Raw genomic sequence first — 12,294 nt, forward strand, 5'->3', positions numbered from 1 at the left:
TCCCATGGTCGCAATCGCGTACGAGGACATCGTCAAGGCCCCGAAGGCTCTGTTGCACGACCACCTCGACGGCGGGCTCCGCCCGGCGACGATCATCGAGCTGGCGGCCGAGGTCGGCCATCCCCTCCCGGCGACAGAGCCGGACGAACTGGCCAGATGGTTCGTCAGCGCGTGCGACTCCGGCTCGCTGGAGCGGTACATCGCGACGTTCGAGCACACCGTGGCGGTGATGCAGACCGAGTCGGCGCTGCGGCGGGTGGCCGCCGAGTGCGCGCTCGACCTGGCCGACGACGGCGTCGTGTACGCGGAGGTCCGCTTCGCCCCCGAGCAGCACCTCAACCGCGGGCTCACGCTGGAGCAGGTGGTGGAGGCGGTGCTCGCCGGGTTCGCCGAGGGCGCGGAGCGGGCGGCGGCGGCCGGCCGGCCGATCCGGATCGGGACGCTGCTCACCGCGATGCGGCACGCGGCCCGCTCGATGGAGATCGCCGAGCTGGCGGTCCGCTTCCGGGACACCGGCGTGGTCGGCTTCGACATCGCCGGCGCGGAGGCCGGCTTTCCGCCCACCCGGCACCTGGACGCGTTCGAGTACCTCCAGCGGGAGAACTTCCACTTCACCATCCACGCCGGCGAGGCGTTCGGGTTGCCGTCGATCTGGCAGGCGATCCAGTGGTGCGGCGCCGACCGGCTCGGCCACGGCGTACGGATCGTCGACGACATCACCGGCGGCGTGCTGGGGCGGCTCGCGGCGTACGTGCGGGACAAGCGGATCCCGCTGGAGCTCTGCCCCTCCTCCAACGTGCAGACCGGCGCGGCTCCCTCGATCGCCGAGCACCCGATCGGCCTGCTGCGCGACCTGCGCTTCCGGGTCACGGTCAACACCGACAACCGGCTGATGAGCGGCACCTCGATGTCCCGCGAGATGGCGCTGCTGGTGGAGGCGTTCGGATATGGCTGGGCTGAATTGCAGTGGTTTACGATCAATGCGATGAAGAGCGCTTTTATCCCGTTTGACGAGCGGCTCTCGATCATCAACGAAGTGATCAAGCCGGCGTACGCGAAGTTGTTGTAATTCCGTGTCGCTGGCCGTACGGGCAACTGTGGCGATACGGTCAGTCAGGCCGCACCGAGTGGTTACCCGGCGGTATGCACGCAGCGCGTAAACCGGCACTTCGGCCTTGCCGTCGATGGCCGGTCGGGCAATGGTCGGCACTGCCGCGGCGTCGCCATCCTTGGCGAGGTACTCATCACGGCCCAGGCCTAGCGAGCAGGACAAGTTGGACAGCGGGTGCGCTCACAATCAGTAGTTGATCGCAGACGCATTGCTATCAATGCTACTTTCGTCCAAATGCGGGGATGGTTAGGGCGAACCTGGCCTTTCTCTTTGACACGGGTCGTGATGGAATCTCGGGGGTTCGACCCGACCGGGTCGGTCGATGAGCGGTGCCCAGTTTGACGGGCCGGGCGCCGGAGCTGGAGAGGGCGGTGACGTGAGTAAGCAGCCGAAGACGGCGGACTCTGTCATGTCGCGTCTCCGCCGGCCGCTGGGCCGGCTTCGAGATCTTCCGATCTGGTCCAAGCTTGGCCTGATCATGATCGTGCCCACGCTCGCCACGATCGGCGTCGGCACCAACGGCCTGATCGAGCACCTCGGCACCGCAAACGACGCTGACCGCGCGCGCACCCTGTCGCAGCTGTCGGAGGCGTCCGGCGCTCTGGTGCACAACCTGCAAAACGAGCGGGCCGCGGCGGCGATGCTGCTCGGCGTCCGGGCGAGCGACACCGCCGCCAAGCAGAAGTACAACGAGGCGTACACGAAGGTGCAGCCGACGGTCGACGAGACCAAGCGGCCGTACCAGCAGGAGCGCAACGCGCTCAACGCCGACGACCTCCCGGTCAACTTCCGTGACGCGCTCACCACGATCGACCAGCGCCTCGCCGACCTGCCCGCGATCCGCAGCCAGGTCACCAACGCCAAGCTCCAGCTCAGCCAGGCCAGCAGCAACTACACGACGCTGCTCACCAGCCTGATCTCGGTGCGTGACTCGGCCGCGCAGCTCGCCGGTGACACGACGCTCGGTGACCAGATGCGCGCCACGGCGGCGCTCGCCCGCTTCAAGGAGTTCATCTCCCAGGAGCGGATCGTCGGCCTCAACATCATCAGCACCGGCACGTTCACGCCCAACCTGCGGACGCAGTACATCGAGACGCAGACCGGGCAGGACCAGGCCGTGCAGGCGTTCAAGGCGGTCGCCACCCGGACCGACGCCGAGCTGTTCGACCAGACGGTCGCCGGCTCCGACCTGCGCAAGGTCGAGGGATACGCGGGTTACCTGCAGAGCCGCGACGGCCCCAACATCAGCGACCGCCCGTTCGACGCGGCGAGCTGGGACAGCGCCCTGCTGGCCAAGGCCGAGCTGGTCCGCAGGGTCGAGACCGCCGTCGACGGCGAGGTCGTTGACCGCGCCACCACACTGCGTGACCAGGAGTACGAGCAGCTGCTCATCGAGGCCGGCGTGCTGCTCGGCGTCCTCCTGCTCGCCATCCTCTTCGCCTGGGCGGTCGCCCGCTCGATGGCCCGGTCGCTGCGCGAGCTGCGGCACGGCGCCCTCTCCGTCGCGCAGTACGGGCTGCCCCAGGCGGTCTCCCGGCTCCGTGACCCGGCCCTGTCCAGCCAGCTCTCGCCGGTGCAGGTGGCCAACCAGATCGCCGAGCCGCTGCCGGTCCGGAGCAAGGACGAGTTCGGGCAGGTGACCGAGGCGTTCAACGCGGTCCACCTGGAAGCCGTCCGCACCGCCGCCGAGCAGGCCGCGCTCCGCGCCTCCGTCGCGACGATGTTCGTCAACCTGGCCCGCCGCTCGCAGATCCTGGTCGACCGGCTGATCGGCCACCTCGACCGGCTGGAGCGCGGCGAGGAAGACCCGGACCGGCTGGCCGAGCTCTTCCAGCTCGACCACCTGGCCACCCGGATGCGCCGCAACGACGAAAACCTCCTGGTCCTCGCCGGCGCGGACTCCACCCGCGTGCAGCGCGAGCCGGCGGCGCTCATCGACGTGCTGCGCGCGGCCCAGTCCGAGGTCGAGCACTACACGCGCATCGAGTTCGGCGTGATCGACCGCGACATCGAGGTCGCCTCCAGCGCCGTCAACGACCTGGTCCACCTGGTCGCCGAGCTGTTCGACAACGCCACCGCGTTCTCGCCGCCCGACTCGCACGTCATGGTCGAGGCGCGCCGCGTCGGCGACCGCGCCGTGCTGTACGTCGAGGACCGCGGCATCGGCATCACCCCCGACCAGCTGCACGACCTCAACGAGCGGCTCGCCACGCCGCCCATGGTCGACGTCGCCGTCTCCCGGATGATGGGCCTGGTCGTGGTCGCGCGGCTGGCCGCACGGCATGGCGTCAAGGTCGAGTTGCGGCCGGCCAGCGAGCGGGGCACCGTCGCCGATGTGACGCTGCCGACGTCGGTCCTCGTGCCCCGGGCCCTGTCCGGGCGCAACGAGCCGGGCGCGGCTCCGTTCCAGCCCACGATGGTGCCGCCGGCCGGGCAGCCGCCGCTACCGCCACCGCCGGTGCAGCGCCCACCGGTCGGCGCGACGCCGCTGGCCCTGGAGAGCGGCCCGACCTCGGCACCCCCGGGACGCCCGTTCGACCCCGCACCGCTCAACGGCGGTCGTATGGTCGGGCCGTCGGGTCAGCCGCAGCGGTCGATGCCGGCCTGGTCCGACCTCACCGGCGCCGCCTCGGCGGCCAACGGCGGCACCAACGGCGCGGGCGGCACGTTCAGCCCGCGTACGCCGACCAACGGCCAGTCGAGCGACCCGCTGCCGCAGCGGCGGGGCACCGACCACTGGACCGTCGACGGCGAGGTGACCGGCGGCACTCCGGCGCCCGGCATCCCGCGGCAGATCCCGGCCAACCCGGAGACCCAGACGCGTGGCGGCGGCTTCCCGCCGGTTCCCCCGGTGTCCGCGCCGCCCGTACCGCCGGTCTCCGCCCCGCCGATCCCGCCGCAGGCGCAGGTGCCGCCACCCGCTTCGGCCCCGCCGGCGCCGCCCGTGGCCCCACCCGGCCCGGCCGTTCCGCCCTCTTCGGCACCGCCGGTGTGGCCGCCGGTCAGCGCGCCGGAGACCGGACCGACCACGACGCCGCCGGTCCCGGAGACGCTCGCCGCCGCGCTCGACATGACCGCCGAGCTGCCCAAGGTCAACAATCGCAACGAGTCCGGCGCCAAGCCGCCGGCCGCGACCACTCCACAAGCGACCGCCCCGCCCGAGGCCACGCCGGCCCCGGCCGCGGCGACCGGGCCCACGACCGCTGCGACGGCCGGAGCGGCCGGCCAGCCGCGGTTCGCCGACGAGACCATGGAACTGCCGATCTTCCGCGAGCTGGAGTCGGCCTGGTTCCGCACCCGGCGTGCTGTGCCAGAGGAGCCGCGCACGCCCGCACCAAACGGTGACTTCGTCACCGTGGACGCCGCACGACCGGCCAGCCCAGCCCCGCAGGGCGCCCCGACGGCCAGCGCGACCACCGCCACACCGGTGCCCGCCGCGGCCACCCGCCCCTCCGTTCCGCCACCCTCCGGCGGCAACGGCAACGGAGCGGCGCGCAGGGAGCCCGTGGGCGGCTGGCAGACCGCCGCCGACGACGGCTGGCGCGCGGCCACCGCCGCTGCCGAGCGGCCGGCATCCGAGACCACCCAGGCCGGGCTCCCCAAGCGGGTGCCGATGGCTCAGCTTGTGCCCGGTGGGGTGGAGAAGGGCGCCGCTGCTGTGCAGCGTCGTACACCAGAGGCGGTGCGCGGTCTGCTGTCCGCGTACCACCGCGGGGTGCAGCGCGGTCGCACGCACCCCAAGGACGACCAGCCGGCGACGTCGGGGGAGACCTCGCAGACCGGTTTGGGCCCCGCGGCCGGGAGCGGCCAGAAGGAGCATGAGGGATGACAACAACGCAGGATCTCGGCTGGCTACTCGCCAACTTCGCCGATCGGGTGCCGGGCGTCGCGCACGCGGTCGCGGTGTCCGCCGACGGTCTGCTGCTGGCAGCGTCGCGTGATCTCCCGCGCGACCGGGCAGACCAGCTCGCGGCGATCGCGTCGGGGCTCGTCAGCCTCACCCAGGGGGCCGCGCGGTGCTTCGAAGGCGGCGCGGTGCTCCAGACAGTGGTCGAGATGGACAACGGCTTCCTGTTCCTGATGTCGATCTCGGACGGCTCCTCCTTCGCCGTGCTGGCGGCGCGCAGCTGCGACGTCGGCCAGGTCGGCTACGAGATGGCGCTGCTCGTCGACCGGGTAGGCGACGCGCTGACGCCAGCTCCGCGCACGACCGCAGGCATGTTGGGTTGAGCGCACAAGCGGTCCGACATAGGGGGCCGCAGGTGCACGGATTCTGTTCGAGATTTGTTCGGGTCGACAGGAGGGGGTGAACGGCGATGATGGCGGAACGCGACGAGCCGACCGGTGCGCTGGTCCGACCGTACGCCGTTACCCGCGGCCGGACCCGTCCCAGGCTCGAGATCGCGCTCGAGGCGCTCGTGGAGACCACCGTAAGGGGCCGGTCCGCGGGCGCTACCAAGGGCGGTCAGGGCCGGGAGCATCAATACATCGCCGCGCTCTGTGACGGGCGGCTGCAATCGCTTGCGGAGATCGCCGCGCGGATGCAGCTTCCGCTCGGGGTGGCCCGGGTCCTCATCGCCGACATGGCCGCCGACGGCCTGCTCGCGGTGTACGAGCCGACCTCCCTCGACGACGCCAACGACGCGGTGGGCACTGAACTGCTGGAGAGGGTGCTGAGTGGACTTCGCAGGCTCTGACATGTCGCATCGCCCGCCGCTGACGGGGCGCGTGACGTCGGCGAAGATCGTCATCGCCGGTGGGTTCGGCGTTGGTAAGACGACGCTGGTCGGCTCGGTTTCGGAGATCACGCCGCTGACCACCGAGGCGATCATGACGTCGGCCGGTGTCGGCGTCGGCGACACCCGGCAGGTGCCGGGTAAGACGACCACCACCGTGGCCATGGACTTCGGCCGCATTTCGATCGACCGCGACCTGATCCTGTACCTGTTCGGCACACCCGGCCAGACCCGGTTCTGGTTCATGTGGGACGAGCTGGTGCGGGGAGCCATCGGCGCGGTCGTGCTCGTAGACACGCGCCGACTCGCCGACTGCTTCGCGGCGATCGACTTCTTCGAGCACCGCCGGCTGCCATACCTGGTGGCCATCAACTGCTTCGATGGCATGCAGTACCACGACCCGCAGGATGTGCGCGACGCGCTCGCCATCTCCAGCGAGATCCCCGTGGTCAGCTGCGACGCCCGCAACCGCGAGTCCACAAAGCACGTTCTCATCTCCCTTGTGGAGTACGTGCTGAGCATGCGCCGCTCCCGCGCGGTCGCACCCGCCTGACGGACTCGCGCCACCTCGCCGCCGGCGGGCCAACGCCCGTCGGCGGCCGTGTGCTGCCCAGACTCCGCAACGTCCACTGTGGGCAATGCGCGACGCGGCATCGTTGCTCCGCGGCCTCACCCTCCGCGGTAGGCAACCCACTCCACGCGTTCGACCCGCTGATCGTCAGGCTGCGCCCGCTGTAGGCGCCTGCGCACGAGGGCTGAACGTCGCGGAGCAAGATCCCGACAAAGTCCCTGACTTTGCTGCCTCGCCCGCGGCCCGTAGCACCAAAGTCAGGGATTTTGCTGCCACCCCGGCCAAACCCGGCCCGGCGGCGGCTGCCCTGGAGTTGGTGACGCGAAAGCGTAGGTGCGGCGCGGAAACCGTGACGGGCCCGCCTTCCAGGGACCAGCGGCCGAAGGCCGGTGAGCGTTGGTGGCCACCGGAACTAGCGAGGGGCGATGGGTGACCACGAAGCACGGCGTGCGGCGATGTCGACCTGAGCCTTCGGGACAGGCCATCGGCTCTGCCTCCCGGACGTTCGGACCGGTGGTGAAGCTCGCCGAGCGGCATCGACCCGGGTGCCGACCACCATCCTGGCGGCGCCGCCGACCATGCTGGCGGGGCGGCAGCGAAAAGGCGCCGGACCGTGCGGGTCCGGCGCCTTCCGACGATGGGTCAGGAGCGGTAGCCCGCCGAGCGGTACTCGTCTTCGCGGCCCACGGAGTCGCGGCTGAAGTCCCAGCCGCCGGCCGACTCGCGGCCCGGGCGGCCGCCGACCGCGTACCCGCCGATCTCCTGACCGCGACGCCAGCCGCGGAAGTAGCCGGTGGTGTGGGCGGCGATGCTCTGCGCGTCGCGGACGATGCGCAGCGGGCGCTCCTCGCGGGGCGGGAGGGCGGAGCCCGGCACCAGGTTGGCCTGGGGGACGCGGCGGGGGAGCCCCGAATTCGTCTCGGCGCCCACGGAGGGCGTCGCGGCCTGGGACGCGGCCTGCCAGCCGGTGTCGGCGGAGGAGGTCCAGTCGAGCTGGTTTTCTTCGTCCGGGTGGCCGACGAACCAGGCGGAACGGGTCTGGGCGAAGATCAGCAGGTCGCCGTCGCCCTCCTCGGCCACCGGCACGGCACTGCGCTCCACGGCGCGGCGAGACCGGGCCGTACGGGCACCGCGGTCGCTCGTGTCGGTGTCGACCAGGCGCAGCGACGGCGCGTCCAGCGCGGTCGTGCCGCTGAGCGGGCGGTCGTCGAGCGCGCGGTCGGACAGCGGCGGCGGCTCCACCAGGCGCAGCATCGGCGGCTCCTGGGGCAGGTCGTCCGCCTGCCACGGCGGCTTTATGCGGCCGTCCGTGGCGGCCGGCTGAGCGGGCCGGTCGAGCTCGCTGTAGCCCGAGTAGGGGCGGTCGCCGTTTGCCCGCTGAGGCAAGCCCGGCCGGGCCGCCGGCTCGGCCTCGCGACGCGACCGGGCGGCTGGCTCAGCGTCGACGCGCGGCCGGGCAGGGGGCTCGGCGTCGAGGCGGGGGCGCGAGGGCTCGGCGTCCGCGCGGGAACGGTCGCTGTCGGACGAGTTGACCAGGGGCCAAGCGGCGCGCGAGCCGGGCTCGGGCGCGTGTCGGGGCAAGGGCACGCTCAAATCCGTAGCACCAAAACCACCCTGAGTGGGCGCGCCACTCTGGTCGGGTGACGGGCCGTCGTGCCGGGTGCTGGGGCGCGGCGGGATCGGCGTGGGGCGCTGGCGCTCGGCACGGGCGCTGTTGATCGCGGCCGTCGTGAGCGTGGCGCGGAACGGCTCGCCGCTGTCGGCCGGTGCCAGGCCGCGCTGGCTCGGCACCACGGCGGCGGGCGCGATCGGCGTGATGCCGGGCGGCGGGGGCGGCGGCGCGGAGACCGGCCGGTTGCTCACCGGCTCGGGGGCGCGTGGCGGCTCCACGCGGGGCGGCTGCGGCGTGCGAGGCGGCTCCGGCCGGGACAGCGGCATCGCGATCTGGGCGGTGTCGGACATGCCACCGCCGCCGTACACCGTAGGGGTTGCGGGCCGGGCCGGCGGTGCCGACGAGCGGATCGGCAGCGGGGTCGGTGCGCTGATCGCGGCCGGCGCGACCGGCGGTCGGCTCGCCGGGGGTGGCGCGACCGGCGGGCGCACGGCCGGTCCGGCCGAAGCGGCCGGGGCCAGCGGCGGTGCCGAAGCCGGCGCGACCGGCGGTGCCGAGGCCGGCGTGGCCACTGGCGCCGGGTGGGTGGCCGGCTCGGCGTGGCGGCGGCCGGTGTCTCCGCCACGCGCGGCGGCGGGGCGGCTGACCGGCGGGGGCGCGACCGGTGGGCGGGTAACCGGGGAGGGGGCCACCGGCGGCGTCGTCACGGCGTGCGGGATCGCGGGAGCGGCGCTGGCAGCCGCGGGCTCCGGGCGGGCCCGGCGCCCGACGCGGGTCGGCGCGGGCTCCTCGGCCGGCGGGCGGACCGCGTGCAGGCCGGCACCGGCCGGGGTGGCCTGTGGCGCGCTGGTGGCGCCGGCCCGGCGCAACGTGCTGCGCCGCCCGGTGCTCGCCGGAGGAGCGGTCAGGCGGGCGCTGAGCGTGGAGATGAGGGCGTCGCAGCCGAGGTCGCAGGCGCGCACGGCGGCGACCGCCTGCCGCACGGTCTCGGAGATCGCCGGCACCAGCGCCTTGCTCGTGCTGCCGCGGCGCGGGGTCTCGGCGATCGCCACGCGCAGTGCGGTGATCTTTTCGGAGACCGTCTCGGCGTCGGCCACGCCTTCGGCCGCGAGCTGGCCGATCACCGCGTCGGCGGCGGAGGTGGACTCGCGCCCCCGCCCGCCGGCCGTGCCGTTGAGCAGGCTCGGCTCGGGCAGCGCGTCGAGCACCGCGAGCGACACCGGCTCGGCCGGGTCGGGGTAGGCCCGCAGGGCCGCCGGGTAGAGCTCGCGAAGCACCTCGCGCAGCGCGACAGCGGCGGAGAGCCGGCCGTTGCAGAGTGCGGCGTGCGCGGCGAGCACCGGCTTGTACGACAAGAGGTCGCGCGGCACGGGGAGGGCGACCGCGGAGAGGGCACCGGCCTGGAGGGCACGCGCGAGGCCGACCGCACGCCGCTCGGCGGCGGGAGACTCCATCTCCTCTACCGATTCGTCATCGGCAAAGCGCTCTGCGTAATCGTCGACCGCGTCGTCATCCGCGACGGCGAGCAGGCGTCCAGCTGCGGTGAGGAGCGACGTGACCAGGTGATCATCGCTGTCCGCGGCGATCGCGACCCCGGTCGGCCCGCTGGAACGCTCCACGAGCAGCGCACCCAGCTGGGCATAGCCCGCCGGGTCGTCGCTGACCTCGCAGACGTCGAGCAGCCGCCCCGCGTCGTCGACCACGGCGACCGTCAGGCGCGACTCAGCCGAAGCCGCTCGCGCTGTCGGATCCGCCGACGCCAGACCGCAGTACACGCGCACGAGCGCCACGGCGTCGTCCTCCTCCCCGGACTTGAGCGTGTGCCAAGGACTGATGCTCCCTGGTAAGGGGTCAGTCGCGCCAGTCCACAGCGGCAGAGATCTTGCCGATAATCGTGCGCCAGCCGAGACTTGCCTGTTGTGCCCCGATTTTCTTCAGCCGCCGGCGACCCCGGAAAGCGCCGATTCCACCACCGGCGGCGGAACGAAGTGCCTCGTCAAGGTCATCGAGCGGGGATCCGGGGGACAGGGCGGTAAGGACTGGTGTGAGGCGCAGGGCATACGACAGGTCGCGTGCCGCCTCACCGGCTTCGATCAGCAGGTTGAAGTCCCAGGTGTCGTGCCCGCCGCGCAGGTTTTCCACGACCAGGTCGAGCTCGTACGAGTCGTCGTCCGAGGGAGCCACGTCGGCCGGCTGGATCCGCTCGACCACCTCGGCCCAGCCGTCCACCTGGGCGAGGTCGTTGGGAGCGCCGGAGCGCACGAAGGTCACCAGCGACTCGGGGCTCTTGAAGAGCAGCAGCTTGCCCCGGTGGCTCAGGAAGACCGGCACCTCTTCGGCCGGCGCTTCCTCCTCCTCTTCTTCCTCGTCTTCGAAGTCTTCGGCCGAGGGCTCGTCAGCCTCGTCCGAGTCCGAGTCCGAGTCCGAGTCGTCCGAGTCCGAGTCCGAGTCCGAGTCGTCCGAGTCCGAGCCGGAGTCGTCGCGGGCGTGCCGGCCGCGCCGCTTGGCCTCCTCGGCGTCCTCCTCGTCCTCGTCGCCCGGGAAGTCGTCGTCGAGGATCACCACGGTGTCGTCGTCGTCATCCAGCATCGCGTGCCTGGCCTTCGCGGCGAACGGGTCGTCTTCGTCGCGGTCGCCGATGTCGGTCGGGGTCAGCGAGGTGGAGAGCCGGTACGCCCGGAGCGTGTAGCCGACGCCGGACGGGAGCGCGATCTCGACCGGATCGATCCTGGTGTCGGCCCACAGCGACGACGGGCCGCCCGACGAGGCATCCTCTGCCTCTGCCTCTTCCTCTTCGTCGACCTCCTCGAGATCCTCGTCGATCTCGAGGTCGGGCTCGGGCTTGTCGGCGTCCGGCCGGTTGGGCGACTGGCGGGCCACGCTGACCTCCGTGTGGGCTCAGGTCTGGCACCGGCCCGATGGCTGTCGGGTCGGCGACTCTGCGCACACAGTAGTAGCCCATGCTGCGCGGTGAACGCCCGCACCCCGTTGGAGAAGCCCGCCCACATCGGTAGCCTTACTACCTATGAAGTCGCAGGCCCTGCACGGACACCTGGATGCGCTGCTGCTTTCCGTGCTGGAGGGCGGCGCACTGCATGGCTACGCGATCATCGAAGCGCTCAAGTCCCGCAGCGGCGGCACGCTCAATCTGCCCACCGGCACCATCTATCCGGCGCTGCGCCGGCTCGAGCGGGCCGGGTATGTGGAGAGCGAGTGGAGCACGGTCAATGGGCGCGAGCGCCGCACCTACCGGCTCACCGCCCCGGGCCACCGCGCCCTCGCCGGGGAGCGGGCAAGCTGGCAGGAGCTCAGCTCGACGGTCGGCCGCTTCCTGGGGACCGAGCCGCCGCCGGCCGCTGCGACCTGACCGCACCGCCGCCGGCCGGCACGCGACGACCCGCTATAAACCTGGACGAGCCGCCGCTGGTCGCTGCGACTGACCGCACCGCCGGCCGGCCGGCACGCGGCGACCCGCCAAAAGCGGCGACCCGCTATAAACCCGGCCGAGCCGCCGCCTCCCGCTACGACCTGACCGGCTCGCCGGCCGGCACGCGGCGAGGGGCCGCGACCAGGCAGGTCACCGCCGAGTGCGCCAGCCAGGTGACCGCCGCTCCCACCAGCAGCCCGCCCGCCACCATCGGCGGCCAGGTGAGCGCGGCGTCCCACAGCGAGAGCGACCAGACGTAGATGACCGTGCCGGCCAGCCAGGTCAGCCCGACGATCGAGAGCGCGCCGGCGCCGATCGCCCGCACCGTAACCCGCCCGGTCGGGCGGCCGCGCCGGGCGGACCAGGTCAGCCACAGGTAGGCGGCCAGCGCCAGCCCGGCCCAGACGTACCCGAGGTAGTCCTGGGCCTGCGAGATCATCAGGTATCCCGCCGGCGGCCGCTCCGCGGTCGTCGAGGTCGACCATGGCGAGCCGCGCCACATGAAGTCGGCCAGCGTGGTGAAGAGCGCCGGCACCAGCACCATCTTGAGCGCCAGCCGCCGGGCCGCGCCGAGGCCCAGCTCCGCCTGGTAGGCCGGGGCCAGCGCCCGCACCTCGCCAAACTCGGCCACCGCGAGCCGTTCCGCCTCCGCGCGAGGCAGACCCTCCTCCTGGTACGCCTCCGCCGCGTCCGCCAGGCCGTGCCGCGCCTCGCGCAGCATGTCGCCCTTGAGCCGGCCCGGGCCGCTGAGTGCGCGGTCCAGGGTCCGGACGTACTCGTCGATCGGGGCCGGCATGGCCCGAGCCTGCCACGCACCCGCCACGCGCCACATCCGGG

Annotated in this window: 9 protein-coding genes; 6 read left to right on the plus strand and 3 right to left on the minus strand. The window is 72.8% G+C overall.

Annotation, left to right across the window (positions count from 1 at the left end):
* Nucleotides 1-4 precede the first annotated feature (4 nt).
* From RB614_RS36580 to RB614_RS36600, 5 genes are all read left to right on the plus strand, one after another.
* Nucleotides 5-1,069, plus strand: a complete 1,065-nt coding sequence (locus RB614_RS36580; RefSeq protein ID WP_308717279.1) for an adenosine deaminase — start codon at nucleotides 5-7, stop codon at nucleotides 1,067-1,069.
* A 418-nt stretch (nucleotides 1,070-1,487) separates the two neighbouring features.
* On the plus strand, nucleotides 1,488-4,940 hold the full coding sequence (locus RB614_RS36585) for a sensor histidine kinase (protein WP_308717280.1): 3,453 nt from the start codon (nucleotides 1,488-1,490) through the stop codon (nucleotides 4,938-4,940).
* Nucleotides 4,937-5,341 carry a roadblock/LC7 domain-containing protein gene (locus tag RB614_RS36590; RefSeq protein ID WP_173057852.1) on the plus strand — a complete coding sequence of 135 codons (405 nt, stop codon included), beginning with the start codon at nucleotides 4,937-4,939 and terminating at the stop codon, nucleotides 5,339-5,341. The genes RB614_RS36585 and RB614_RS36590 overlap by 4 nt, the downstream gene beginning before the upstream one ends.
* 89 nt (nucleotides 5,342-5,430) lie before the next feature.
* Complete coding sequence (locus RB614_RS36595) at nucleotides 5,431-5,808, plus strand: DUF742 domain-containing protein (protein WP_173058844.1); 378 nt, start codon at nucleotides 5,431-5,433, stop codon at nucleotides 5,806-5,808.
* Between the two features lies 1 nt (nucleotide 5,809).
* Nucleotides 5,810-6,400, plus strand: a complete 591-nt coding sequence (locus RB614_RS36600; protein ID WP_308717281.1) for a GTP-binding protein — start codon at nucleotides 5,810-5,812, stop codon at nucleotides 6,398-6,400.
* Between the two features lie 660 nt (nucleotides 6,401-7,060).
* Here the strand turns inward: RB614_RS36600 and RB614_RS36605 are convergent.
* A complete protein-coding gene (locus tag RB614_RS36605; protein WP_308717282.1) occupies nucleotides 7,061-9,820 on the minus strand; it encodes a transposase in 2,760 nt (919 codons plus the stop codon).
* 61 nt (nucleotides 9,821-9,881) lie between these two features.
* Nucleotides 9,882-10,910, minus strand: a complete 1,029-nt coding sequence (locus RB614_RS36610; RefSeq protein ID WP_308717283.1) for a DNA primase — start codon at nucleotides 10,908-10,910, stop codon at nucleotides 9,882-9,884.
* A 145-nt stretch (nucleotides 10,911-11,055) separates the two neighbouring features.
* On the opposite strand from RB614_RS36610, the gene RB614_RS36615 reads away from it, so the two are divergent.
* Nucleotides 11,056-11,397 (plus strand): PadR family transcriptional regulator, encoded by a 342-nt coding sequence (locus tag RB614_RS36615; protein WP_308717284.1) that lies wholly within the window; start codon nucleotides 11,056-11,058, stop codon nucleotides 11,395-11,397.
* A gap of 154 nt (nucleotides 11,398-11,551) precedes the next feature.
* Here the strand turns inward: RB614_RS36615 and RB614_RS36620 are convergent, their stop codons facing one another.
* Complete coding sequence (locus RB614_RS36620; protein WP_308717285.1) at nucleotides 11,552-12,253, minus strand: permease prefix domain 1-containing protein; 702 nt, start codon at nucleotides 12,251-12,253, stop codon at nucleotides 11,552-11,554.
* Nucleotides 12,254-12,294 lie beyond the last annotated feature (41 nt).

The sequence above is a fragment of the Phytohabitans maris genome (assembly GCF_031085175.1).
GTDB classification, from domain to species: domain Bacteria; phylum Actinomycetota; class Actinomycetes; order Mycobacteriales; family Micromonosporaceae; genus Phytohabitans; species Phytohabitans maris.